Annotated in this window: 22 protein-coding genes; 14 read left to right on the top strand and 8 right to left on the bottom strand. The window is 64.7% G+C overall.

Annotated features, from left to right (window positions below; genetic code table 11):
- Positions 1–20: 20 nt before the first annotated feature.
- A complete protein-coding gene (gene deoC, locus KU306_RS15715) occupies positions 21–659 on the bottom strand; it encodes a deoxyribose-phosphate aldolase (RefSeq protein ID WP_258302476.1) in 639 nt (212 codons plus the stop codon).
- Positions 660–725: 66 nt separating this feature from the next.
- Between deoC and KU306_RS15710 the strand changes: the two genes are divergently transcribed.
- The 3 genes from KU306_RS15710 (at position 726) to KU306_RS15700 (ending at position 3,184) form a co-directional block, all read left to right on the top strand.
- Complete coding sequence (locus KU306_RS15710) at positions 726–1,538, top strand: DUF63 family protein (RefSeq protein WP_007543205.1); 813 nt, start codon at positions 726–728, stop codon at positions 1,536–1,538.
- A gap of 140 nt (positions 1,539–1,678) precedes the next feature.
- A complete protein-coding gene (locus KU306_RS15705; RefSeq protein WP_007543207.1) occupies positions 1,679–2,569 on the top strand; it encodes an ATP-dependent ribose-1-phosphate kinase in 891 nt (296 codons plus the stop codon).
- 90 nt (positions 2,570–2,659) lie between these two features.
- Positions 2,660–3,184: a hypothetical protein gene (locus KU306_RS15700; protein ID WP_049918768.1), complete on the top strand. Its 525-nt coding sequence runs from the start codon at positions 2,660–2,662 to the stop codon at positions 3,182–3,184.
- Positions 3,185–3,243: 59 nt separating this feature from the next.
- Here the strand turns inward: KU306_RS15700 and KU306_RS15695 are convergent, their stop codons facing one another.
- The gene (locus KU306_RS15695; protein WP_258302475.1) at positions 3,244–3,687 is read right to left on the bottom strand and encodes a hypothetical protein; all 444 of its coding nucleotides are present in this window, start codon (positions 3,685–3,687) and stop codon (positions 3,244–3,246) included.
- 221 nt (positions 3,688–3,908) lie between these two features.
- Here KU306_RS15695 and KU306_RS15690 point away from each other — a divergent pair, with 221 nt between their 5' ends.
- The gene (locus KU306_RS15690; protein ID WP_007543210.1) at positions 3,909–4,637 is read left to right on the top strand and encodes a guanosine phosphorylase; all 729 of its coding nucleotides are present in this window, start codon (positions 3,909–3,911) and stop codon (positions 4,635–4,637) included.
- A 9-nt stretch (positions 4,638–4,646) separates the two neighbouring features.
- Positions 4,647–6,101, top strand: coding sequence for an HPP family protein (locus tag KU306_RS15685; protein WP_258302474.1), 1,455 nt, complete (start codon positions 4,647–4,649; stop codon positions 6,099–6,101).
- Positions 6,102–6,194: 93 nt separating this feature from the next.
- On the opposite strand, the gene KU306_RS15680 is transcribed toward KU306_RS15685, so the two are convergent.
- Positions 6,195–7,436 (bottom strand): NAD-binding protein, encoded by a 1,242-nt coding sequence (locus KU306_RS15680; RefSeq protein WP_258302473.1) that lies wholly within the window; start codon positions 7,434–7,436, stop codon positions 6,195–6,197.
- A 109-nt stretch (positions 7,437–7,545) separates the two neighbouring features.
- Here KU306_RS15680 and KU306_RS15675 point away from each other — a divergent pair, with 109 nt between their 5' ends.
- Genes KU306_RS15675 through KU306_RS15665 form a run of 3 tightly spaced genes read left to right on the top strand, consistent with a single transcriptional unit; the run spans position 7,546 to position 10,474 of the window.
- Complete coding sequence (locus KU306_RS15675; protein ID WP_258302472.1) at positions 7,546–8,757, top strand: DUF8167 domain-containing protein; 1,212 nt, start codon at positions 7,546–7,548, stop codon at positions 8,755–8,757.
- Positions 8,754–10,187, top strand: coding sequence for a DUF8167 domain-containing protein (locus KU306_RS15670; RefSeq protein WP_258302471.1), 1,434 nt, complete (start codon positions 8,754–8,756; stop codon positions 10,185–10,187). Before KU306_RS15675 ends, KU306_RS15670 begins: the two co-directional genes overlap by 4 nt.
- Positions 10,188–10,210: 23 nt before the next feature.
- The gene (locus tag KU306_RS15665) at positions 10,211–10,474 is read left to right on the top strand and encodes a ubiquitin-like small modifier protein 1 (protein WP_258302470.1); all 264 of its coding nucleotides are present in this window, start codon (positions 10,211–10,213) and stop codon (positions 10,472–10,474) included.
- A gap of 9 nt (positions 10,475–10,483) precedes the next feature.
- Here KU306_RS15665 and KU306_RS15660 read toward each other — a convergent pair whose 3' ends face one another.
- From KU306_RS15660 to KU306_RS15650, 3 genes are all read right to left on the bottom strand, one after another.
- Complete coding sequence (locus tag KU306_RS15660) at positions 10,484–11,557, bottom strand: SDR family oxidoreductase (protein WP_258302469.1); 1,074 nt, start codon at positions 11,555–11,557, stop codon at positions 10,484–10,486.
- On the bottom strand, positions 11,554–13,119 hold the full coding sequence (locus KU306_RS15655) for a succinic semialdehyde dehydrogenase (RefSeq protein ID WP_258302468.1): 1,566 nt from the start codon (positions 13,117–13,119) through the stop codon (positions 11,554–11,556). The genes KU306_RS15660 and KU306_RS15655 overlap by 4 nt, the downstream gene beginning before the upstream one ends.
- A gap of 75 nt (positions 13,120–13,194) precedes the next feature.
- Entirely contained in the window at positions 13,195–14,037 is an 843-nt protein-coding gene (locus KU306_RS15650) for a Rieske (2Fe-2S) protein (protein WP_258302467.1), read from the bottom strand.
- Positions 14,038–14,261: 224 nt separating this feature from the next.
- Between KU306_RS15650 and ppc the strand changes: the two genes are divergently transcribed.
- The gene (ppc, locus tag KU306_RS15645) at positions 14,262–16,955 is read left to right on the top strand and encodes a phosphoenolpyruvate carboxylase (RefSeq protein WP_258303410.1); all 2,694 of its coding nucleotides are present in this window, start codon (positions 14,262–14,264) and stop codon (positions 16,953–16,955) included.
- A 109-nt stretch (positions 16,956–17,064) separates the two neighbouring features.
- Here the strand turns inward: ppc and KU306_RS15640 are convergent, their stop codons facing one another.
- Together KU306_RS15640 and KU306_RS15635 are read right to left on the bottom strand one after the other, a co-directional pair.
- Positions 17,065–17,232 carry a hypothetical protein gene (locus KU306_RS15640; RefSeq protein WP_169317607.1) on the bottom strand — a complete coding sequence of 56 codons (168 nt, stop codon included), beginning with the start codon at positions 17,230–17,232 and terminating at the stop codon, positions 17,065–17,067.
- A gap of 115 nt (positions 17,233–17,347) precedes the next feature.
- Positions 17,348–18,148: an aldo/keto reductase gene (locus KU306_RS15635; protein ID WP_258302466.1), complete on the bottom strand. Its 801-nt coding sequence runs from the start codon at positions 18,146–18,148 to the stop codon at positions 17,348–17,350.
- A gap of 473 nt (positions 18,149–18,621) precedes the next feature.
- On the opposite strand from KU306_RS15635, the gene KU306_RS15630 reads away from it, so the two are divergent.
- The 5 genes from KU306_RS15630 to KU306_RS15610 all read left to right on the top strand — a co-directional run bounded on the left by KU306_RS15630 (position 18,622) and on the right by KU306_RS15610 (position 23,590).
- Positions 18,622–19,968, top strand: coding sequence for an MFS transporter (locus tag KU306_RS15630; RefSeq protein ID WP_258302465.1), 1,347 nt, complete (start codon positions 18,622–18,624; stop codon positions 19,966–19,968).
- A gap of 69 nt (positions 19,969–20,037) precedes the next feature.
- The gene (locus tag KU306_RS15625) at positions 20,038–20,595 is read left to right on the top strand and encodes a maltose acetyltransferase domain-containing protein (RefSeq protein WP_007543223.1); all 558 of its coding nucleotides are present in this window, start codon (positions 20,038–20,040) and stop codon (positions 20,593–20,595) included.
- Between the two features lie 111 nt (positions 20,596–20,706).
- Positions 20,707–22,356, top strand: a complete 1,650-nt coding sequence (gene pyrG, locus KU306_RS15620; protein ID WP_007543225.1) for a glutamine hydrolyzing CTP synthase — start codon at positions 20,707–20,709, stop codon at positions 22,354–22,356.
- Positions 22,356–23,273, top strand: a complete 918-nt coding sequence (guaA, locus tag KU306_RS15615; protein WP_007543227.1) for a glutamine-hydrolyzing GMP synthase — start codon at positions 22,356–22,358, stop codon at positions 23,271–23,273. The genes pyrG and guaA overlap by 1 nt, the downstream gene beginning before the upstream one ends.
- Complete coding sequence (locus KU306_RS15610) at positions 23,270–23,590, top strand: DUF7126 family protein (protein WP_007543229.1); 321 nt, start codon at positions 23,270–23,272, stop codon at positions 23,588–23,590. Before guaA ends, KU306_RS15610 begins: the two co-directional genes overlap by 4 nt.
- The last annotated feature ends 174 nt before the right edge of the window (positions 23,591–23,764 follow it).

Genomic DNA, 23,764 nt, shown 5'->3' with positions numbered 1-23,764 from the left:
AGGAACCCGACGAGAGAAAACTACGTTTCGGGTGCGCCGGAGACGATTTCGACGCCGGAAGAGGCACCGATACGCTCTGCACCGGCTTCGAACATCGCCAGCGCCTCTTCGTACGAGCCGACGCCGCCGGATGCTTTGACGGGCAGGTACTCGGCCATGAGTTCGACGTCTTCGACCGTGGCACCGCCATCGGCGAAGCCAGTCGAGGTCTTGACGAACGCGGCGTCTGCCTCGGCGGCCGCCTCGCAGGCCCGGTGCTTCTCGTCGTCAGTGAGAAGTGCCGTCTCGATGATGACCTTCACCGGGATGGGGACGGCGGCGACGACTTCCGAGATGTCTTCGGTGACGGCCTCGTCGTCACCGGCCTTGAGGCGACCGACGTTGATGACCATGTCCAGTTCGTCGGCACCGGCCTGCCACGCGTCGACTGCCTCTTCGCGCTTGGCGACAGTCGTGTTCTGGCCGTGCGGGAAGCCGACGACCGTCGCGAGGAGCACGTCGGGCGCGTACTCGCTGGCTTCGGCGACGTAGCACGGCGGAATACAGGCGTTCATCCCCCACTCGTCGGCGTCGTCGAGGATGGATTTCACGTCGGCCAGCGTCGTCTCGGGTCCGAGTACCGTGTGGTCGATTCGGGCGGCGAGGTCGTCTCGGTTCATACCCCGAGGTGGCGACGGGGACCTAAAGAACGTAAGGCTTTCACGCCGCCCCGTCGGGCTTCTTGCATGGCCATCCTCCCCGAAGGATTCGCGCTGCCCCCACTGCCGTACCTCGCCGTCCTCGTCGCGGGACTCGTCGGTGTGGGTGTCGGACTCGTTCGAACCCGGCCACCGGTCTCGGAGGGCCATATCCTCGCCCTCGTTCCGTGGATGGTGTCCGGGTCTGCGCTACACGTCTTCTACGTCCTCGACTTTCTTCCCCCGGCGCTCCGCCCCCTCGCCGGGACGCCCGCCGTCTACGCGACGGTGGCTGTGCTCGCGGGCGCGACGTGGCTCGGTCTCCACGTCGGCGACGTTGACACACCGCGGAATCTTGCGGTGCCGGGCCTCGCCCTCGCGGGCCTGCTCGTCGGGTTCGCGCTCTTCGTCGGCCTCGCTGGCGGGACGCTCGCCCCGCTGTGGCCCGGTATCGCGCTCGTCCTCTCGCTTCTCGTCGGTCCGGTCGCGTGGGTCGCCGTCACCCGCATCGCCCCGGAGGCGGCCGATGCGGGACGATTAGGCGCGCTCACCATCTTCGGCCACGCGCTCGACGCCATCTCGACTGCCGTCGGTATCGACGTGCTCGGGTTCGGCGAGCGGACGCCGCTCTCGAAGGTCATTCTCGAAGCCGCTGCCGCGCTCCCGACCGCCGAGGTTATCGGCGTCGGCTGGTTGTTCGTCCTCGTCAAACTCGTCGTCGCCGGATTCGTCGTGACGCTCCTCGCAGACTACGTCCGTGAGGAACCGACCGAGGGGGCGCTGCTCTTGGGTCTCGTCGCGGCCGTCGGTCTCGGGCCGGGCGTCCACAATCTGCTGCTGTTCGCCGTCTCGGGCGTCTGACCGGTCGGCGACCGAAACTCATCTGCGGGCGTGGCCGACCCAGCCGGCGACTAACTCGAACCGCACAAACTGTCTGATTTTTCAGAAGAATGGGATATCCGGGAGAGTTATCTAATCGGCGGACCGAGTCTTGGGGACGTATGTCCCGAGTTATCTGCGCCGGTCACGTCAACTGGGACGTCACACTCCGGGTCGATTCTCTCCCCGACCCCGACGGCGAGGCGACCGTCGAGTCCCGCGTCGGCGCGGGCGGCGGTAGCGCCGCCAACGTGGCCAGCGGTCTCGTCGGATTGGATGTCCCCGCGACACTCCTCGGAAGCGTCGGCGACGACGAACACGGCCACGCGGCTATCGCGGAACTCGCCTCGAAAGGGGTTGATTGCCGACATGTCGTCAGCACTGACGACGGCCCGACGACGGTCAAGTACGTCGTCGTCGACGCGAAGGGCGAAGTGTTCGTCCTCGGCTCTCCGGGCGTGAACGAAGTGTTCGAGGCGTCAGCCCTCCCGAAATCTGCCCTCGCCGAGGCCGACCATCTCCACCTTACGAGCCAAGCACCGGCGACAGCCGCCGAACTCGCCCGTCGAGCCTCCGCCGTCGGAACGACAGTCAGCTTCGACCCCGGCCGGAGAATCGGCGACCGCGGCTACACCGAGGCGCTTCGGCAGGTCGATTTCGTCTTTCTCAACGACCGCGAGGCGGCGACGGCACTGGGTGACTCTGGAAACGGTGGGTCCGTCGGCGACGCCCTCGACAACGCGACGCTCGTCCTCAAACACGGGCCGAAGGGCGCAGAAGTTCGGGACGGCGACGACACACACGTCCATCCGGGCTACCCGGTCGACGCCATCGACACGACCGGTGCGGGAGACGCGTTCGCGGCCGGATTCATCGCGTCTCGAATCGACGGCGAGACGTACGAGCGCGCCTTGGCTATCGCCAACGCCTGCGGTGCGCTCACGGCCGCCGAACCGGGGGCGCGGACACAGCTATCGTGGCGGCGACTCGACGATTTGGTCGAGGCGATTTGAGTCTCTACTGTAACGCATGGTGTAAACCACGCAACTGGTCGCAGTCGACGACCCAATCAATTTTATCCCTCCCTTGCATCGCTCGGGACGATGTTACAGCACGTGTTGTCCGTGGTTGCCGCCGTCGGTGCGGCCACGGGTATCGGCCCCCTCTCCGGGCGGCTGCTACTCGGGGCGTTCGCCGGACTCGCGGCGGCAGTCGTGATGGACATCCCGATGTGGCGACAAGAGGAGGGTTACACGCCCGCGTACGTCGCCGCGTCTGTGCTCCGGCGGGCCAGTCCGAACGAGGTTTCGTTCATCGACGCGAACGTCGTCCACCACGTCGCCGGCGCGTTGGCCGGCGTCCTCTACGCGCTCGTCCACCTCGCCGTCGACGTCGTCGTTCCCGACGTGCCCATCTTCGGGCTCGACATCTTCCCGCACGTCGTCGCCGTCGTCGTCGTCGTGCCCAGTATCTACGCGCTGTTTTCGTACTTCGTCCTCCCGCGGGCCGGGCGAGCAATCTACGAAGAACGGGCGACCGCCGTCCGCGGGCAGTGGCTCCGCTCGGCGCTCGTCTTCGGAGTGACGCTGCTCGTTCTCGGACCCGCACTGTTCGCTGGCATTCAGTGAAAAGCGTTCGTGGGGGCTAGTGCGTCGAATCTACTCTCTCAGTTCATACGTCAAACCGACTAATCCAGCGTGTCGTCAAACCGACTAATCCAGCGCTGGGCGACAGTAGCAACCACCCACCCCGACGTATTGGAGACGACGTCACCGACCGTATCCTCCCATCCACCCGCCATGAGGACGAAGTGCGGTGTCGCCGCTTCGAGTACCTCCCAAGCGATGCCGATACTGAAGAGGAACACCAGCGCCGCGACAGGGCTGACCCCGATACGGTACAACCACACCACGAGCGCGGCGCTACAGGCGGCGTGCATGGCGATGTCCCACCACCAGATTGACTCGTACAACGGGAGGAGCCCCAGACTCACGACAGCGAGCGTGGCAAACGTGAGAACCCGTGGGTTCGTCGCTGCGGTACCGGCCCAAAAACGCCACGTCTCGGTCGGTGCGTCGTGCGTGGTGGACGAGGAGGTCGTAAACAGGTGCGAGCCCGGCCGAGTTGCCATTGCCAAGAGAGACGGGAGTAAATCGGTTAGTTACTCATCCGTGACATTCCAGTTAGGCCGCCAAAAAGCGGGAAGATACACATTAACGTCCATCTTCGAAAGAATGTTCAAAATTCCAGATTATTTTGTGAAGCGGTCACAACGGCCACGGCCACCCTCTCATCGAGCGGTCGAATCCGGCGAACCGCGTCGTTTTTCACCACGACACGAGACGTTCGGATATGGCGAAACAGCCTCATCTCCTCGTCGAAGAAGGCGACGTGAACGATATCGCACTCATCCCCGGCGACCCCGGTCGCGTCGACCGTATCGCCAAGCAGTGTGAGAACGTCGAGGAGGTCGCACAGAACCGAGAGTACAAGGTCGTCAACGCGGAGTACGAGGGCGTCCCGCTGACCATCTCCTCGACCGGTATCGGCTGCCCGTCGGCCGCAATCGCTATCGAGGAACTGTCGCGCGTCGGCGTCGAGACGTTCATCCGCGTCGGCACCATCGGCGCGCTGCAGGAAGACATCGAAATCGGCGACATGATTGTCGCGACCGGTGCCGCCAAGGAAGAAGGAACCTCCAAACGCTACGAATCTGAAGTCTACCCGGCCGTCCCCGATTACGACGTCCTCTCGTCTCTCGTCGACGCCGCAGAGGCCAACGACGAAGACGTCCACGTCGGCCCCATCGTCTCCGACGACGCGTTCTACAACGAGTCCGACGAGTACGTCCACGACTGGAACGACGCTGGCCTGCTGGCTATCGAGATGGAGGCGGCGACGGTGTTCTCGCTCGCCCGCCGCAAGGGCCTCCGCGCCGGTGCAATCTGTACGGTCGACGGCAACCTCGTCGCCGGAACTCAGAAGGGTGCCGACTCCGACGACGAACTCCCGGAGAAGGCCAAGAACAACGTCGAACGCGCTATCTCCATCACTCTCGACGCCGTCACCGAACTGGCGTAAGGCACTCGCATGCGCCTCCGTCGTTTCGCGGCCAGGTTGGTCGTACGCACCCGGACGCTCTGGGGACGGATTCGGCGCAGAGAGCGGCGCGAGATGGTCGCATTCCGACGCTGGATAGAGAACACGAGTAATCTGCTGCATCTCACCGTCCTGCTTCTCATTCCGGTTCTCATCGGGGCGGTGACGTTCGTCTCCAACGCCATCGACGCACTCTCGTTCCTCCTGTTTCCGCCGCTCGCGTCGGGGACGTACACGCTTTTTTCGGACCCGGAAGGACGCTACGCCTCGCCGTATCGATTCATCCTCGCACTCACGGTGGGTGCCCTCTGCGGCCTCGTCGCCTACGGCTTCACGGCGTGGGTGCACGGCCCGACCGACATGGCAATCGTCCATCCCTCGTCGGCAGCGCTGGCTATCTTTCTGGCTGGCGGGGCGACGTGGGCACTCGACGTGGAAGCCCCGTCCGCGTTTTCGACGGCGCTCTTGACGCTCGTCACTGGCGACGTAGAACCCGTCGAATACGTCGTGAGCATCTTCGCCGCGAGTCTCGTCATCGCCGGGGTGTTCACGCTCTGGCGCGAGGAGTTCTACGAGCGCCGCGCCGAATATCTCTACGAGACGGTTCGCGGCGACGACCACGTTCTCGTCCCGATGCGGGGCGACGACAAGATGGCGACGCGAACCGCGTTCTTCGCCGCCCGCCTCGCTGCCGCGCACGCCGCCGGAAAAGTCGTCCTCCTCGACGTCTTGCCGCCTGACGAAGTGGTCGATAGCGAGGCTGAAAACGCACCCTCCGACTCGACACCGAACCTCCCCGTTTCGGAGACGACCGGAAATCCGGCAGCCGACGCGGCGGTCGAACGTCTCGAATCCACCGCCCATCAGCTTCGAACCCACGTTGGCATCCCGGTCGAAGTCGTCGTCGCCAGCGGGGACTCTCTCCCGGCGACCACGGAGGCGGCCGCGAACACCAACTCCGACCTCATCGTGACGCCGTACGAGGAAGACCGCGGCTTCCTCTCGGACTACGTTCGCGGGCTCTTCGGCGGCGAGTACGACACCGTCGCGTTTCGGTCGGTCGGGACCGAGTACTGCTGGCGTCGCGTCCTCGTGCTCGTGGCTCGGCCCGGAGATTCCGCACACGCGATGATAGACTTCGCCAGCCGACTCGCTGGCGAAACCGGCAGCGTGAGCGTGACGACCTGCATCTCGACGGAGGTCGAACGCCGACCGGCAGAGACGAAGCTCGCGAACCTCGTCGAGACGGTCGATGGAAACGTCGAGACACGAGTGTCGAAATCCGATGTGACGGCGTTTATCGACGCCAACGCGGCGAGCTACGACCTCGTCGTCCTCGGGTCGAGTGGCGACCGGTCGGCAGCGTCGCGATTCATCTCGCCGCCGACGTTCGAACGAATCAGAGAAATCGACTGCGACGTGGCTGTCTTCGACCGCGGGCTGTGAGTTGCGGTTCGCTGCAGGCTGTGAGTCGCGGTCGGCTAAACGACGTGACTCGCGGTCAGATGAATGACGTGAGTCGCAGTCGGCCGTGTGGAGCTAGTCGCTGCTGTTGCTCTCGGCCTCACCATCGCTACCGTCCACACCGTCATCGCTCTCCGCTGGCGGAGCGTCCGGCTCTTCGTCGAGAAGCCGGTCTTCGATAGACTCCAGTCCGCCGCCACCGATGGCGGACTCGGCGAGGAAGTGGCCGCCGAGCGCGGCGGGGCTGATGACCGTATTCGCCCCGGCACGCCGCAGTTTTCGTTCGTTCTCGCGCTGGCTCGCCGAGGCGACGATGTGCACGTCGGGGTTGAGTTGCCGGGCGGTGAGGATGGCGAGTGCGTCTTCGGCGTCGTTGCTGGTGGCGACGACGACAGACCGCGCCGTGTCGACGCGGCCGCGTTCGAGTGATTCTTCGTCGCTCGGGTCGGCCGTGAGCACGTCGTAGCCACGTTCCGTGAGGCGCTGGGCGCGCTCCGCGTTGGGCGTGATGATGAGCACGTCTGCCCGCCCGTCGAGTTCTTCGAGTATCGGTTCGGTCAGTTCCCCGTGGCCGAGGACGAGGACGTGGTTCTCCAGAATGTCGAGTTGTGATTCGGTCATGCGTCCGAGTGCTTTGGTGAGTCGTGCTTCGATTGCGGGCGTGAGCAGGACACCGAGCGCCACCGCGAAACTCGCGACGGTCACGAGCAGCGCCGACATCCCGAACAGTTTGGCGACGGGCGTCCGCGGCGTGATGTCGCCGTACCCGACGGTGCTGCCGGTGACGAGCGCGAAGTAGAACGCGTCGAACAGCGTCTCGACGCCGTTGAAATCTTCTCTGAGCGCGTACGCGCCGGCGGTCGCGTAGGTCTGTGCGCCGGCGATGGCGAGGAGTGCCGAGAGTTGCGTCACCGTCAGGTCGAGGTCGCGGTCGAACGCCCGACGATTGAACAAGAGGAGTCCGAGGCCGACGACCGAGAGGCTGACGAGGAGCGTGAGCGCGACGAGTGGCTCGATTCGGTCGGGCGACTGGACGAGTCCCTGCGCGGCGGACACCGGGAGCAAAATTATCGTCGTGTACCACGCGGCGCGAAGGCGGCGACGGAGACCGAAGGCGCTCGCGAGGAGCAGAAAGCCGGTCAACGTGCCGGTGAATCCGGCAGCGGTTCGGACGGTGTCCGGAATGTACGGCCCGAGCAGTCCCCCGGTCGCTGGCAGGCTGATGTTGACCAACCCGGTCACGGCCGAGAGGACGGCGACGACGAACACCACGGCTATCGTCGTCCGAGCACCGAACCAGTCGCGTACCGACACCATGTCTCCCGAAACTGTGGCCCAATCGTAGATAAGGAATTGGGTATTTCCCGGTCGATGGCGGCGGTGTCCCCCCGGCACGCATTTATTTCGCCGGCGACTTGACTGGGCTATGGCTTCACTCCCCGTCGAAGTCGTCTACGGACTCTACTTCGGCATCTTGACGGGTCTCGTCCCCGCCGCCGTCGCCTGGCTCTTGGGCTTCGGATTTCGGTATCTCACCGGCGTGACGGTTCCCGGACTCGCCGTCGTCGTCCTCGGCGTCGCCATCGCCGGAGCGAGTGGGGGCCTCATGGCCCTCGCCGACCCGACGATTACGCAGTCGGACAATCAGGTTCGGCTCACGGTCGCGCTCCTGGTCGTGTTGATGGCGTCGCTGTACGCCCACAACCGCGGCGACGCCTTCGCCAACGAGATTCCACGGAAGGTGTCGCTTCGGAAGTTGACCGAGCGAACGCTCTCGACCGACGTGGTCGAACTCGTCGGCGGACGCGGACAGGTCAGTATCTCCGTCTCTGGGGACGTCGCTGACGTAGAAGGCTACCCGCCGGTGCCACACGACATTCGGGCGGCCATCCGCGACGGGGAGTGGACGTTTCCGGCCGACATCCCGCTCATCGAACTCGAATCTCGGTTCGCCGACCGCCTCCAGACCGAATTCGACCTCGCGGCGGTCGAGGTGACGCTCGACGAGCGCGCTCGGGCGACTGTCGCCGCTGCCGCACCCTTTGGCGGGCTCTCGAAGCGCCTCCCACCCGGAAAACGCGCCGTTTCCATCGACGCGCTGGTCCCGACTGGCCTCGCGGTGGGCGACGAAGTCTCGGTCGTCGCTGGCAACGAGACGGTCCCCGCGACGGTCGTCGGCATCGACAACCCGGTCGAGGCACCCATCGTCGAGAGCGACGAGGACGACGAGTCGGACGCGACGAAACCAGCGCCGCGCGCTCCCACGGCTGCGGGTGGCGACGGAAGCGTGACGCTCGCCGTCTCTCGGCAAGCCGTCGATACGCTCGTCGGAACGACCCCCGACCGACTCGTCGTGCTCTCGCGCGGTGTTCGGCGAGAGTTCGAACTCGTGTCGTTGCTTCGGCGCGCAGGCAAGCGATTCTCTCGGCTCTCGGTCGGCGCGGATGCGCCTCTCGATGGGGTGACACTCAGTGATGCTGCCGTCCGCGACACCTACAACGTCGCCGTCCTCGCCGTTCGCCACGGTGGGGCGTGGACGATGGCCCCGCGGGGCGACCAACTGGTGAGCGCGGGGGATACGGTGTTCGCTGTCGGCGCTCGCTCTGACCTCACCGCGTTCGAGGAGGCGGTCGCATGAGCGAACTGTTCCTGTTCGTCGGGCAGGTCTCGATTCCGTCCGCTGGCGACCCGCTCGTGCGGTCGGCCCTCCGGTTCGTCGGCCTCGTCGTGGGTGCGTTCGTCGCCTCCAGCGTCGCCGCCATCCTCTATCGGTGGTACACCCGCGAGGTCATCCCGCGCTCGCTCGCGGTGCTCTTCGGAGCGGCGCTCGTCGCGCTCTATCTCAACACTATCGGCCTGTTCGGAGAGTTCGCCGCCGGAACCAACCCGGCCGTCTTCGAACCGGAGACGGTGCTGTACAACGGCGGCGCGCTGGCCGGGGGCGCGCTCGTCTCCCCGGTCGGCCGCATCGTCGGCGACAGAATCGCCACGGACGTGTTCGCCGTGGCCGGGGCGAAGGAACTCGACGCCGACGTGAGCCGGTTGGTTCGAACGGTCGGCCGCGTGACGACCGTCACGCTCCCCGAAGATATCGACGACATCGAGGCGTACGACCCCGTCCCCGAGACGGTCAAAGCGCAACTGCGCGAGAAGACGCTCTTGTTCCCGCGTCGGCTCTCGGTCCCCGAACTCCGGGACCGACTCGTCAGCCGAATCAAAGACGACCACGGCGTCGGCCACGTGGACGTGGAAATCGCAGACGACGGGACAGTCTCGTACCTCGCGCTCGGCAGTCGAGCCGCTGGACTCGGGCCGACACTCGGTCCCGGAACCGTCGCGATTGCAATCCGTGGCGACCCCGGTCCAGGTGCGGCCGCTGGCGACCCAGTTCAAGTGTGGGCAGTCCCCGATTCGGACGACGACGAAGCGGTGACTGAGGCGGAGAGTGCCACCGACGGCGCTGGTGAGTCACCTGCTGTGTCCGCCTCGGCCGACTCGGAGACTGCCGATGCCGAACCCGCAGGACCGAATCGCGTCGCGTTCGGCGAACTCCGCGGTGTTACAGACGGTGTTTCGACGGTCGCGCTCGACGAGGTCGACGCCGAACGGCTCTCTGGGGCCGACTCGTACCACCTCGTCACGCTCCCGGCGAGTCCCCACGTCGACCGTGAGTTCGCGTCGCTGCTTCGGACCGCAGACGAGACGATGGCCGTCGTCACGGTCAGCGAGGACTCGGCACTCGATGGAGCGACGGTCGCCGACGTCGAGACGACCGTCGTCGCGATTCGCACCCCGAACAGACCGGTCGAGGCTATCCCTGCCCGCGGCCGTGAGGTCGCTTCCGGCGAGATGCTGTACGTCGTGGGGAGACCGGAACTCCTGCGACAGGTCGAACGACAGGCAACTGAGGGGACGGAGACAGACGGTGGAGGCGACGAGGGTGCGGAGACAGACGGTGGAGGCGACGGGGATGCGGAGACTGATGGGGGAGATGACGGAGATACCAGTGACACGTCGGACGAGTCGGCAGCCGGGGACGACACAGACCCGTCGGCGCAACCCTCATGAGCCCCGAGCGTGGAGACGGGGGTATGGAGTGGAAGTTATTCGCCGACCTCGCGGAGGTCGCCGGGTCCCGGACGGTCGAAGTCGAGGTCGAACGCGACGCGACCGTCGGCGACGCCCTCGACGCGCTCGTCGGGAGCCACCCGCCGCTCGAATCCCGCGTGTTCGCCGACGACGGCGGGCTCTACGAGCACATCAACGTCCTTCGAAACGGCGAGCCCGCGCCGCTCGACGCGGCAGTCGAAGTCGGCGACGAACTCGCCCTCTTCCCGCCGGTCAGCGGTGGCTAGTCGCGGGCTTCAGGTCATCGCGTCAGACCGAAGGTTCGGGTTCTCACGGACGAACTGAACCAGTTGGTCGGCGTAGGACTCGAACGCTGGCGGGGCGATACCGGACCCCGCCAAGTGTGCTCGGGCGTTCGCACCGACGTACTGCGTCGGGTGCGTGAAGTACGCGAGCGTCTCCGGTTCGATACCGACGAGCGATTCGAGAGTGTCCCACCGTTCGAGTGCGGACTGCGCGACGCGACGGGGGAGTGGGAGCACGAGACCGGCCCTGTCCGCCGCGTCGAGGAGCGTCGACACGAACTGGCGAATCGTCGGTGGATTCGGGTCGCACAACTGGTAGGTAGTGTTCTCGGCGCGGTCGAGTCGAGAGAGGTGGTCGATAGCCTCGACGACGTAGTCCCGCGGGACGACGTTCAACTCGGTCGCGTCCGGGTCGCCGAGTCGCGGGACGACCGCGATTGACGGTTGCCGAAGGAGCCAGCGAACGAGGTAGTACGGCCCGTCGTACTTCTGGGTCTCGCCGGTTCTGCTGTCGCCGACGACGATTGCCGGCCGGTACACCGTCGCAGGAACCGCGTCCATTCGCTCGCGGACCAGCACTTCCGCGCGGAACTTCGTCTCCTCGTAGTGGTTGTTGAACGTCTGTCCGACGTCGAGGTCGGACTCGGTGAAGACGCCGTCGTAGCGACCGCTGACGTAACAGGTGCTGACGTAGTGCAGTCTGTCGACGCCGGCCGACTCGGCGAAGTCGAGGACGTGGCGCGTTCCATCGACGTTGACCGCCTGCCCGACTTCGGGGGCGACGCCCAGGTCGTAGACGGCCGCGAGGTGGTACACCGCCGTAGTCTGTGATTCGAGCGTCGAGTACGTCTCGGCGTCGAGGCCGAGTTCCGGGTCGGTGATGTCGCCTTCGACGAGCGTGAGCGACTCACGCCAGTCCGACCCGAAGATGTCCGTCGCCCGCGACACGGCATCGTCGTAGTACTGTGGCTGTACGAGACAGACGAGTTCGTCGGTTCGGTCGTCGAGTCGGCCGACCAGCGCGCTCCCGAGGAACCCCGGGAAGCCGGTGAGGAAGACGCTCACGGCCCCAACTCCGAGACGTGTTTCCAGAGTCGAGCGCCGACTGTCGCTGCCTCCGCCCAGAGTCGCTTTCCGCGCTTGGGCGGCGAGAGCGACACGACTCGCTGGGTCGCGACTGTCTGTGACTCCGTGTACTTTCGCATGCCACGCCGGCCGTGACGGCGACCGATTCCCGAGTCTTTCATTCCGCCCATCGGGGCGTCGAACGACCCCCACGCCGCGATATAGGCGTCGTTGACGTTGACGGTCCCGGCTTCCAGTCGCGTCGCGACTTGCTCGCCTCTGTCTTTGTTCTCCGTCCAGACGCTCGCGTTCAACCCGTAGGCCGAGTCGTTCGTTCGCTCGATGGCTTCCGAGACGCTCTCGACTTCGTACAGCGAAACGACCGGGCCGAACGTCTCCTCGTCGGCGAGTGTCATCTCGGGCGTCACGTCGGTGAGAACCGTCGGTTCGTAGAAGTATGGCCCGAGGTCGGGTCGAGCGCGCCCGCCCGTGAGAACTGTCGCACCCTGCTCGACCGCGTCTTCGACGTGGGCTTCGACCTTCGCGAGCAACTCACCGTCGAGCAATGAGCCCACGTCGTGGTCGTAGTCGTAGCCCGCGTCGAGCGCGAGCGCGCGTGTCTCGCGGAGGAAGGCGTCGCGGAAGTCGTCGGCGACGGACTCGTGGACGTAGATTCGCTCGATGGAGATACAGAGCTGTCCGGCGTTAGCGAAACAGCCTTTGACAGCGCCGCGAGCCGCTTTTTCCACGTCAGCGTCGTCGAGGACGAGAAGCGCGTTCTTTCCGCCGAGTTCGAGCGAACACTCCGTGAGGTGACGGCCCGCCGCCTCGGCGACGATGCGACCGACTTCGGTGCTGCCGGTGAAACTCACGTGGTCGACCGCCTCGACGAGCGGGTCGCCGAGTGTCGGCCCCTCGCCGGTGACGACTTGCAGGACGCCTTCCGGAAGACCGCACTCGTGGAGGAGTTCGAGTCCCCACAGCGGCGTAAACGGCGTTCCCTCGTCTGGCTTGATGACGACGCTGTTTCCGGCGAGCAGCGCGGGAATCGCTTCGGAGAGAGACAGCGACAGCGGGTAGTTCCACGGTGAGATGATGCCGACGACGCCGACGGGGTGGTGGTGTTCGACGGTCTTGGTCAAGAGCGGAATCGCACCGCCGCGACGGGTGGGAGTGAGCACCTGTCCGGCGTGGTTTCCGTAATACCGTGCAGCGCTCGCGGCGTCGAGAACTTCTTCGAGCGCGTCCACGCGAGCCTTTCCAGTTTCGGTCTGGATGATGTCGAGAATCGACTCGCGGCGGTCGAGCAGTGCGTCGTGGAACCGGCGAATCACGGCGACGCGGTCTTCGACCGGCCACGACGCCCACTCGTCTGCGGCCGCTCGGGCGTCTTCGACGGCCGTTCGAACGTCGTCGGGCGTCGATAGGGGGACGTCGCCGACGACGCTGTCGTCGTACGGTGCGCGAACTGGGAGCGAGTCGCGGTTAGTCGGGGATGCAGCGAGACCTGCGAGCGCGTCGAACCGCTCGCGGGCGACCGGGGAGGAAGGGGCGTCGACCATACATCCCCCATTGGGCGCGAGGCTACTAACCAGCGTGGGACGAAACAGAGAACGGAGGGCTGATTTCGGGCCTTACTACTCGGGCCGCGGCAGTGCGGTAAAGAGGGTCTGGACGATAGAGAACGGGTCGTAGACGGACTGGTGGCACTGACAGTAAACGCCGTCTTCTGCGTTGAACTTGGCGGCGTCGGCAGCCTGCTTGTAACCGGGGACACAGCAGAAGTGCGTACACTTGTTGAGCCACGCGATGACGCCTTGGTCGGTCGAGGCGGCGAGCCAGTCGTTGTCCTGGGCCGCCTCTTCGATGCGCTCAGAGCGGAGGATCTGAATCGGCATCGTGTCTTCGGCGTCCTGCGAGCGCCACGTTCCGGTGGCGGGCTTCCCGAGGCCGTCTCGTCCGATACCGTTGCCCCACTCTTTGTAGTCGCCGAAGTCTTCGATGTTCAGCTTGTCGCCGGCGCTGTAGGCGTCCTTCTGCCAATCGTATCCGCCGGAGTCGGCGCGGAAGTAGTTGTCAGACTCGTAGTCCGGTGCGAGACCGCCGTAGGACTGCACACCGCAGTACTGGAACCACGCCGAGGAGTAGGTGACGCCGGACCCTTTGTAGTCGTCAGTCTCGGCGATTTTAACGTCGATACCGTTCTGTGTAACCGTCTTGACTTCCGGCCAGACACCCTTGATGAACCCATCGCTGTCGATTTCGATGGGAATCTGGGGCATCCCGCGCGGGGCGGGTCCTGCGGTGTTCTCGATGGCGTACGCCTGCGTCGGACCGCCACCCGCACCTGGGGAGGTAGTGGCGGAATTGATGGCGGCCGCACCAGTCGTTCCCACGCCCGCGAGCGCCGCTCCCCCAACGACGCCTTTGACGAACCGACGGCGACCCGAGTCGTCGGGGTACTTGTCGCTATCGCTCATATCAGGAACTTCGCCCCGTCCAGTAAAAGCGTGACGAATCCCCCGTGTGAGTGGGACGCACGAAACCGCCGTCCTCAATACTTTGGGCCACTAAATACTATGATTCTCGGATTTTGGTGGAATCCACCAGTCGTTTACTAACGTTTGTTTGGATGGGCATTTCGGGCAATTTTTCGGCGCTACGCCTGCCCTTTTACAATGTGGTACTCGTATTTGAGTACGAGATGCAACTGCACACCAGAGACGTCAGACAGGACGTTCGCGAGCTGGGGGCGCTGCTCGGGGACGTTCTGGAAGCCCAAACCTCCACGGCGTCGTTCGAGACGGTAGAAGAACTTCGACAGTCCGCCATCGCCTATCGAAAAGGCGAGGCGGGGTCACGCGAAGCACTCTACGACGTCGTCGCCGACCTCGACCCGGAGACCGAAGGCGTCGTCGCCCGCGCCTTTACGACCTACTTCGAACTCATCAACCTCGCTGAGGAGCGCGAGCGCGTGCGCGTCATCCGAGAGGCCTCGCAGGAAGGAACGCTCGAAGACGGCATCTTAGATACACTCGACGCCCTCCGCGACGAAGGTGTCGACGAGGACCTCCTCGGGCGCGTGCTCGAAGACGTGCTCATCGAGCCGACGTTCACCGCACACCCGACCGAGGCACGTCGCAAGACGGTGAAAGCAAAGCTTCGCTCCATCGCCAACCGACTGGAAGGCATCGACGAACGACGCCTCACGGACCTCGAACACGACCAAGAGTGGCGACACATCATCGCCGAAGTAACGAGTCTCTGGCAGACCTCGCAGGTCCGCAATCGCCGCCCCGAGCCGACCGACGAGGCGCGGAACGTCCAGTGGTATCTGGAGAACATCCTGTTCGACGTGGTCGGCGAAGTGTACGAGGAACTCGAAGAGGAGTTCCACGACGAGTACCCCGACCTCGACGTCCCGAAGCTCTTCGAGTTCCGCTCGTGGGCCGGGTCCGACCGCGACGGCAACCCCTTCGTCACGCCCGAAGTGACAGAAGAGACGCTCGAACGGCAGCGAAGCGTCGTCTTAGAGAAATACAGTGACGCCCTGAAACGACTCTCTGGTGTGCTCAGTCAGGACGCCACACGAATCGACCTCGGTCCCGAACTGGAGCGGTCGCTGAAAGCCGACCGCGAACTGCTCCCGGTCGTCGCCGACGAAGTCGACGAACGGTACCCCGACGAGCCGTACCGCCAGAAGCTGAAGTTGATGCGCGAGCGCCTGCGCCGCATCGAGGACGTTCGCCCGAACGGCTACCGCGAGCCGCAGGAACTGATGGACGACCTCGCGGTCATCGACGCCAGCCTCCGCGGAACCGGAGCCGAACAGGTCGCGGACGTGTACGTCGAACCCCTGATGCGACAGGTCGATACGTTCGGCTTCACGCTCGCCAGCCTCGACCTTCGCGACCACCAGGAGAACCACACCGAGGCGGTCCACGAGGCACTGGCTCACGAGGGAATCGACTATCAGAGTCGTCCCGAAGAAGAGCGCGTCGAACTCCTCACCGACGCGATGCTCCAAGAAGAGCCCATCGTCGACCTCGACGAACCGGGCGACGTATCCGAGACGGCACAGCGCGTCCTCCGCCGCTTCCGGAAACTCGGCGAGTGGCAGCGCGAGTACGGCGTCAGCGCCATCGACACCTACTGTATCTCGATGACCGAAGAGCCGTCGCACGTGCTCGAAGTCCTCTTCCTCGCGGACCAAGCGGGCGTCGTCTCCCTGCCGGACCACTGCGGTCTCGACGTGGTTCCCCTCCTCGAAACCGAATCGGCGCTGAACGGCGCGCGGCGCATCATGGGAACGCTGTTCGAAAACGAGGCCTACGGGAAGGCGCTGGCCGCCCGGAACAACGTCCAGGAGATTATGCTCGGGTACTCCGACTCGAACAAGGAAAACGGCTTCCTCGCGGCCAACTGGGACCTCTACAAGAACCAGCGCCGCCTCGCCGACATCTGCGACGACTTCGACGTCACGATGCGGTTGTTCCACGGTCGCGGCGGGTCCATCTCGCGCGGCGGCGGCCCGATGAACGAGGCCATGCTGGCGCTCCCGAACGAGACCATCACCGGCCAAATCAAGTTCACCGAACAGGGCGAGGCTATCGCCGAGAAGTACGCCAACCCGCGAATCGCCGAGCGCAACCTCGAACAGATGCTCAACGCGCAGATTCGGGCGCGCCTGAACGCGATTCGCCAACCCGAAGAGCACGTCCCGGAAGAGTGGGTCGACGCCATGGACACGATGGCCACGACCGCCCGCGCGGAGTACCGTGACCTCCTCGAATCCGAGGGCTTCGTCTCCTACTTCGAGCAGGCGACGCCCATCACCGTCATCGAGGAACTCAACCTCGGGTCGCGCCCGGCCTCGCGGTCGGACGAACGCAGTGTCGAAGACCTCCGCGCCATCCCGTGGGTGTTCTCGTGGACGCAGTCGCGGTGTATCCTCCCCGGGTGGTACTCGCTTGCCGCGGGTGTCGAAGCCTATCTCGACGACGGCGGCGACCTCGACACCCTCCGCGAGATGTACGACGAGTGGCCGTTCTTCCGAAGCACGCTCGACAACGCCGCGATGGCTATCGCCCGCACCGACCTCGAAATCGCGTCGGACTACGCGGACCTCGCCGACGAAGAGCTTCGAGAGACGTTCTTCCCGCGTCTCCAAGCCGAGTACGAGTCCGCAGAGGGACTCATGCTCGATATCATCGGCCGCGACGGACTGCTGAAGCGGGAGTGGCTCGAAGACAGCCTTCAGCGTCGCAACCCCTACGTCGACCCGCTGAACCTCTTGCAGACGCACTTACTCGCCCAGAACCACCGCACCGACGAAGAAGAACGAACCCTGCGGCTCACCGTCAAAGGCATCGCCGCCGGGATGAAGAACACAGGATAAGGCCGCGCCAGCGACTCGGCCGCCTTCGGCAGTCGCTCACGGGCCGCAGTGAGATTCCGGCCACCCACCGGAATCACCACCTCGGCTGCTAGTCTTCAACCGCGTCAGGTCAGGCGCGCCGGAGGTCGTACGGATTCGAACAGACAGGGCACGTTTCGCGCGTGAGGCGATACTCTGGTTTGACGCCCTGTCTGACTCCATCGAAATCGGCGTCACCCTCGTAACTCGGTTCGACGTGCTGTCCACAGTGCGGACAGGCCACCACCACTGTCGCCATACGAGACCCTACGAGAGTATCTCTCATATACGTTAACCTGGATTGCGAAAGGCTCGCATAAGGGGGTGAACGATTCGCCCAGCCCCCCACATTCTGAAAGAATCTCGCCTGAGCGTTAGCTCTGATTCCACGGCGCTTCGTCGAAGTCGACGATGCGGTGGTGTTCGTCGAGCGCGTCGATAGCAGCGATATCGTCGTCGGAGAGTTCGATATCGAGCGCGGCGAGGTTGTCACGGATGTGTTCGGGCGAGGCAGCCTTCGGAATCGGAGTGGCACCCTTCTCGACGAGCCACGCCAGCGACACCTGTGCGGGCGAGGCCTCGTGCTTCTCGGCGATGTCGACGAGCGTGTCGTTGTCGGCGACTTCGTTGCGTGCAATTGGCGAGTACGCGACCAGATGGTGGCCGTCTTCCTCGGCCATCCCGAGCAGTTCCTCCTGCTGAAGCAGCGGGTGCATCTCGACCTGATGGGCGAAAAGCGGCGTTTCGAGTCGGTCCAGTGCCTCTTCGAGTTGGTCGGGTCGGAAGTTACTGAGGCCGACGTTGGCGACGATGCCCTCCTCGACGAGTTCGTCGAGCGCCGCGAGCGTCTCGTCGGGGTCGTAGGAGTCCAGCGGCCAGTGGACGTACAAGAGGTCGATAGTCTCGACGCCGAGCTTCTCGGCCGATTCGCGGGCCGTCTTCAGCACGTCGTCGAAGCCGAGGTTGTCGGTGTCCAGTTTCGTTGCCACGAAGATATCGTCGATATCGACGTCAGATTCCGCGAGGGCCTCGCCGACGAACTCCTCGTTGTCGTACATCTGGGCCGTGTCGATGTGGCGATAGCCCACGTCGAGGGCTGTCGTGACGGCCTCGATGCACTCGTCTCTGTCTTCGAGTTTGTACGTCCCGAAGCCGAGTTGCGGGAATTCCTTCATACGCGAGTACACTCGATGGGACGCTTCAAAGCCTGCGATTGCGGAACAGGTCTCCGCCGCTCTGCTGGAATCCACGCAGCGTCGCTGGCGACGAACTTAGGAGGGAGAGGCTGGCGGTTCGTCGCTGAGTCGGGAGGACGTGTCAACCCACCAAAACCACTAAGTGGGAGTTCGCAGATTGTGCGCCTGAACCGTTCTATGACCTGCTGGCGTGCGATTCGCTCAGTGTACGACCCACTCACGCGCACTGCCGCGTGAGGGACCCGATAGCCGCAGCACTCGGGTTCGCGCCGCTACGTTCTGTAGCCGAAGTACACTGACCGAACACACACGTCAATGCAGATATTCGCTGAGCCACCGGCGGAGAGCCGGGGCTCGTTCGATAGTCGTTCGCCTTCCAAACACCAGCCGTCTCGCTCGCACTCGTGCAGGCCGAGTGACCACCTCGCGCCGACTGCCGGAGGTGGTCGCCCATGACTGGGGCCGAGATAGCCGAAACAGCTGGTTCTCCCACTGGCCACTCGTCGCTGTGGCGGAACCGTGATTTCCGGCGGTTCTTCGCCGGACAGTTCGTGACGAACGCCGGAGACAGCCTCTACACCGTCGCCGTGCTGTGGCTCGTCTTCGACCTCAGCGGCTCGACCATCCTCACGGGCATCGCAAATTCGATACTCCTCCTCCCGTGGCTCTTGCAGATATTCGCCGGGCCAATCGTCGACCGACTCCCGTTCAGGCTCGTCCTCGTCGGCTCGCAGGTCGCTCAGGGTGTCGTCGTCCTCGTGCTCCCACTGGCCGCGGCGACGGGTCATCTGAGCGTCGAACTTCTGCTCGCTGTCGTCCCCGTGTTGATGCTCGCCGCACTGCTGATGACGCCGATGGAGGCCGCTCTCGTCCCGCGTCTCGTGAGCGACGAGCGGTTATCCAAAGCGAACTCCGCCCTCGCAACCGTCACGCTCGGGCTGGACATGGTGTTCGATGCACTCGGCGGCGCGTTCATCGCCGTCTTCGGTGCGACGGCGCTGTTCCTGTTCGACTCGGTCACATTCGCTCTCGCGGGGCTGCTGTTCGCTGGGATTTCGCTGTCGAACACGAGTGGTCCCAGCGAACCCGAGCAGGCCACTGACTCGACGACGACGGAGTCCGACGAGACGGATAGTGACTCGATATTCGAGTCGTACGTCTCAGACCTCCGCGTGGGTGTCTCGACGCTCCGCGGGACCGTCTTCGTCGAGTTCATGTTCACGACGGCGGTGGCCAACCTCGCAACCGGCGTGACGCTCGCAATCCTTCCGGCGTTCGGCGACAGCCTCGGCGGGCCTGCTGTCTACGGCCTGTTGCTCGGTGCGCTCGGTATCGGTCGGCTCCTCGGGTCGCTCGTCGCTCCCCGCCTCGAACACGTGTCGTACGGCCGACTGCTATTCGTCGGCAACGCGGTCGGTGCCTGCTGCTGGTTTGTCTCCGTCTACGTGCCGACGGCAGCACTTACGGTCGTCCTATTCGGCCTCGCGTGGGTTCCGATTGGTATCTCCGGGGTGCTCTCGTCGACCCTGAACCAGACCGTGTTCCCGAAGGACCTCCTCGGACGGCTGTCCACTATCAAGGGCACTGCATCCGGCGCGACGCTCCCGCTCGGGTCGCTTATCGGCGGTGTCGTCGCGGAAGGACTCGGCACCACCACGACCATGGCAGTCGCCGCGTTCGGCTTCGGGTTTACGGGATTGTACCTTCTCGCGCGTCCGCGACTCCGACGGCTTCCCGCAGTCGCCGACGCCACTCCCGAGGCATTCGGGGTGACAGTGTCGGCTGAGAACGAAGAGTAACGCTCTCGCCTCGCCTTTCGCCGCCGATTCGGGGACACATACAACACATCCCCTCGTGAATGCACCAGCATGCCCTCCGAGAAAGAAAAGATGCTCGCGGGTGAGTTGTACGACGCGAGCGACCCGGAGCTCGTCGCGGAGCGAAAGCGCGCGCGCCGACTCACGCGACTGTTCAACGACACCGACGAAACCGAGACGGAGCGCCGCGAGGAACTCGTCCGCGACCTCTTTGGTGCGGTCAGCGAATCGTTCGAAATCGAACCCCCGTTCCGGTGTGACTACGGGTACAACATCCGCGTCGGCGAGAACTTCTTCGCCAACTTCGACTGCGTCTTTCTCGACGTGTGTCCCATCACCATCGGCGACAACTGCCAAATCGCACCGGGCGTCCACATCTACACCGCGACCCACCCACTCGACGCGGCCGAGCGCATCAAGGGCCCCGAGTCGGGCGACCCGGTGACGATTGGAGACAACGCGTGGCTCGGCGGGCGCGCGGTCATCAACCCCGGCGTCACCATCGGCGACGACGTGGTGGTCGCTTCCGGGGCCGTCGTGACGGAAGACGTGCCGGACTCGGTGGTTGTCGGTGGGAATCCGGCCCGCGTCGTCAAAGAACTGGAGTAACTGACTGGGTGTTCGCCGTCTGCGGATTCTTCAGTTTTCGGGCATGTGCGGGCGTCTGGCACACAGTGTTGGCTCCGAAATCGTTTTGAAGTACGCTCGCACACGGTCAGTATGCCGACGGACGAATACGACCCCGATATGGGGCGCAAGTTCATTTTCGTAACCGGGGGTGTCATGTCCGGCCTCGGGAAGGGTATCACGGCCGCCAGCACAGGCCGACTCCTGAAGAACGCCGGGTTCGACGTCACCGCGGTCAAAATCGACCCGTATCTGAACGTCGACGCGGGGACCATGAACCCCTACGAGCACGGCGAAGTGTACGTGCTGAAAGACGGCGCGGAAGTCGACCTCGACCTCGGGAACTACGAACGGTTCCTGGGCATCGACATGACCGCCGACCACAACATCACGACGGGCAAGACCTACCAGCACGTCATTCAGAAGGAGCGCGCTGGCGACTACCTCGGGAAGACGGTCCAGATTATCCCGCACGTCACAGAAGACATCAAGCGCCGCATCCGCGAGGCGGCCGAGGGGACCGACGTGTGTATCGTCGAAGTCGGTGGCACGGTGGGCGACATCGAGTCGATGCCGTTCCTCGAAGCCCTCCGCCAGTTCGCCTCCGAGGAGGAAGACGGCGACGTGCTCTTTACCCACGTCACGCTCGTCCCCTACTCGAAGAACGGCGAGCAGAAGACCAAGCCCACACAGCACTCCGTCAAGGAACTCCGGAGTATCGGTCTCCAGCCCGACATCCTCGTCGGGCGCGCGGACGACAAACTCGAACCGGAGACGAAGACCAAGATTGCGCAGTTCTGTGACGTGCCGGACGCCGCCGTCTTCTCGAACCCCGACGTTCCGGACATCTACCACGTCCCCCTGATGGTCGAAGAAGAAGGGCTCGACGAGTACGTGATGGAACGCCTCGAAATCGACGACGAGGCGCTCCCGAAGGCCGACCGCGACAACCGCTGGCGCGAACTCGTCACGGCCGAGCGCACCGGTTCCGTCGACATCGCGCTCGTCGGCAAGTACGCGCTCGAAGACGCCTACATGTCCATCCACGAGGCGCTCAAGCACGCCGGTATCGAGTGCGGCGTCGACGTGAACATCCTGTGGGTCGACGCCGACGAGATGCACGACAAGCACGAAGAGCGCCTGAAGGGCGCAGACGGCGTCGTCGTTCCCGGCGGATTCGGCTCCCGCGGGACGGACGGCAAAATCGAGGCCATCCGATACGCCCGTGAGAACGACGTTCCGTTCCTCGGTCTCTGTCTCGGCTTCCAGATGGCCGTCGTCGAGCAAGCGCGCAACGTCCTCGGCTACGAAGACGCGCACTCGACCGAACTCGACGAAGACACGTCGTACCCGGTCATCGACCTGCTCCCCGAGCAGTACGAAGTCGACGAGATGGGCGGCACGATGCGTCTCGGTGCCCACGAGACGGACATCGACCAAGGCACCCTCGCAGAAGTGGTCTACGGCGGCACGTCCTGTACGGAGCGCCACCGCCACCGCTACGAGGTGAACCCCGAACTCATCGACGAACTCGAATCCGAAGACCTGCGGTTCTCCGGCCGCGCAGAGAACCGCATGGAGATTCTGGAACTGGACGACCACCCGTTCTTCTTCGGGACGCAGTTCCACCCCGAATTCCGTTCCCGACCCGACCGCGCGAGTCCGCCGTTCCTCGGCTTCCTCCGTGGCGTCCTCGGCGAACTCGACGCGCGTGAACTCGACAACGAAGAGGTGACAGCATAATGGTAAACGTAGACGAATTCATCGAAGACGCAACAGCATCGATTCGCGACCAAATCGGCGACGAACACGCCATCATCGCCCTCTCGGGCGGTGTGGACTCCTCCGTCGCAGCGACCCTCGCGTACGAGGCCGTCGGCGAGCAGCTCACCCCTGTCTACGTCGACACCGGCCTGATGCGCAAAGGCGAGACCGAACAGATTGCGGACACCTTCTCCTTCATGGAGAGCCTCCGCGTCGTCGACGCCGAAGAGCGGTTCTTCGACGCCCTCGAAGGCGTCGTCGACCCCGAGGAAAAGCGCAAGGTCATCGGCGAGCAGTTCATCCGCGAGTTCGAGCGCGAGGCGAAAGAGACCGACGCGCAGTATCTCGTCCAGGGGACCATCTACCCCGACCGCATCGAGTCCGAAGGCAACATCAAGTCCCACCACAACGTCGGCGGCCTGCCGGACGTCGTCGACTTCGAGGGCATCGTCGAACCCGTCCGCGACCTCTACAAGGACGAAGTTCGCGAAGTCGCTCGCGCCCTCGGTCTCGAATCCATCATCGCAGAGCGTATGCCCTTCCCGGGCCCGGGCCTCGCGGTCCGCGTCCTCGGCGAAGTGACGCCCGAAAAGGTCGACGTCGCGCGCGACGCGTGTCACATCGTCGAAGACGAGACCGAAAAGCACGACCCGTGGCAGGCGTTCGCCGCCGTCATCGGCAAGGGGACCGGTGTCAAGGGTGACAACCGCGTCCACGGCTGGATTGTCTCGGTTCGCTCCGTGGAGTCCCGCGACGGCATGACCGCCCGCGCACAGGAACTCCCGTGGGACACCCTCCAGCGCATCCAATCGCGTATCACCGGCACGAACGAAAACGTCGCCCGCGTCGTCTACGACGTGACCCACAAACCACCCGCGACCATCGAATACGAATGACGACTGCACTCGTCGCCGGAACCGACCCGGAAGGGCTCGGCGAAGCGCTCGAATCGGAAGGCGCAACCATCGTCCGTATCACCGGCATTGCCTCGGCAGAATCGCTCGGCGAGGCCGGTATCGAGGAGGCTGACCTCCTCGTCCTCACCGACATGGACGACGCGACGGCCATCTCGGTGGCCAAGGAACTGAACCCCGACGTTCGCGTCGTGACCTACTCGCGAGACTCGCTCCCCGAGTTCGCGAAGGGACAGGCCGACCTCGCGGTCGACCCCGACCTCCTCGCGGCCGACGTGGTCGCCGAAGAACTGCTCTGAACGCTGCCCGTCGGTCACGCTGACCGAGCTTTGCGGTTCGTATTTTTCGCTACGTACCGACGCACGGCTACTCAGTGAGTCGCGACGCGCGTGTCTCGTGTCGCGTTCGGTGGCGCACCAGTGTCGCGTTCGGGTGGCGCGTCAGCATTGCATCCGGGTGATCCACCCGACCAG

This window comes from Haloferax larsenii, assembly GCF_024730625.1.
In the GTDB taxonomy this organism is placed as follows: Archaea; Halobacteriota; Halobacteria; order Halobacteriales; family Haloferacaceae; genus Haloferax; species Haloferax larsenii.
This window is presented reverse-complemented; position numbering and strand designations above follow the sequence as displayed.

Bases quoted from the DNA above. Each gene is read 5' to 3' on its own strand.
- deoC (WP_258302476.1), bottom strand. From the start codon at position 659: ATGAACCGAGACGACCTCGCCGCCCGAATCGACCACACGGTACTCGGA.
- KU306_RS15710 (WP_007543205.1), top strand. From the start codon at position 726: ATGGCCATCCTCCCCGAAGGATTCGCGCTGCCCCCACTGCCGTACCTC.
- KU306_RS15705 (WP_007543207.1), top strand. From the start codon at position 1,679: ATGTCCCGAGTTATCTGCGCCGGTCACGTCAACTGGGACGTCACACTC.
- KU306_RS15700 (WP_049918768.1), top strand. From the start codon at position 2,660: ATGTTACAGCACGTGTTGTCCGTGGTTGCCGCCGTCGGTGCGGCCACG.
- KU306_RS15695 (WP_258302475.1), bottom strand. From the start codon at position 3,687: ATGGCAACTCGGCCGGGCTCGCACCTGTTTACGACCTCCTCGTCCACC.
- KU306_RS15690 (WP_007543210.1), top strand. From the start codon at position 3,909: ATGGCGAAACAGCCTCATCTCCTCGTCGAAGAAGGCGACGTGAACGAT.
- KU306_RS15685 (WP_258302474.1), top strand. From the start codon at position 4,647: ATGCGCCTCCGTCGTTTCGCGGCCAGGTTGGTCGTACGCACCCGGACG.
- KU306_RS15680 (WP_258302473.1), bottom strand. From the start codon at position 7,436: ATGGTGTCGGTACGCGACTGGTTCGGTGCTCGGACGACGATAGCCGTG.
- KU306_RS15675 (WP_258302472.1), top strand. From the start codon at position 7,546: ATGGCTTCACTCCCCGTCGAAGTCGTCTACGGACTCTACTTCGGCATC.
- KU306_RS15670 (WP_258302471.1), top strand. From the start codon at position 8,754: ATGAGCGAACTGTTCCTGTTCGTCGGGCAGGTCTCGATTCCGTCCGCT.
- KU306_RS15665 (WP_258302470.1), top strand. From the start codon at position 10,211: ATGGAGTGGAAGTTATTCGCCGACCTCGCGGAGGTCGCCGGGTCCCGG.
- KU306_RS15655 (WP_258302468.1), bottom strand. From the start codon at position 13,119: ATGGTCGACGCCCCTTCCTCCCCGGTCGCCCGCGAGCGGTTCGACGCG.
- KU306_RS15650 (WP_258302467.1), bottom strand. From the start codon at position 14,037: ATGAGCGATAGCGACAAGTACCCCGACGACTCGGGTCGCCGTCGGTTC.
- ppc (WP_258303410.1), top strand. From the start codon at position 14,262: ATGCAACTGCACACCAGAGACGTCAGACAGGACGTTCGCGAGCTGGGG.
- KU306_RS15640 (WP_169317607.1), bottom strand. From the start codon at position 17,232: ATGGCGACAGTGGTGGTGGCCTGTCCGCACTGTGGACAGCACGTCGAA.
- KU306_RS15635 (WP_258302466.1), bottom strand. From the start codon at position 18,148: ATGAAGGAATTCCCGCAACTCGGCTTCGGGACGTACAAACTCGAAGAC.
- KU306_RS15630 (WP_258302465.1), top strand. From the start codon at position 18,622: ATGACTGGGGCCGAGATAGCCGAAACAGCTGGTTCTCCCACTGGCCAC.
- KU306_RS15625 (WP_007543223.1), top strand. From the start codon at position 20,038: ATGCCCTCCGAGAAAGAAAAGATGCTCGCGGGTGAGTTGTACGACGCG.
- pyrG (WP_007543225.1), top strand. From the start codon at position 20,707: ATGCCGACGGACGAATACGACCCCGATATGGGGCGCAAGTTCATTTTC.
- guaA (WP_007543227.1), top strand. From the start codon at position 22,356: ATGGTAAACGTAGACGAATTCATCGAAGACGCAACAGCATCGATTCGC.
- KU306_RS15610 (WP_007543229.1), top strand. From the start codon at position 23,270: ATGACGACTGCACTCGTCGCCGGAACCGACCCGGAAGGGCTCGGCGAA.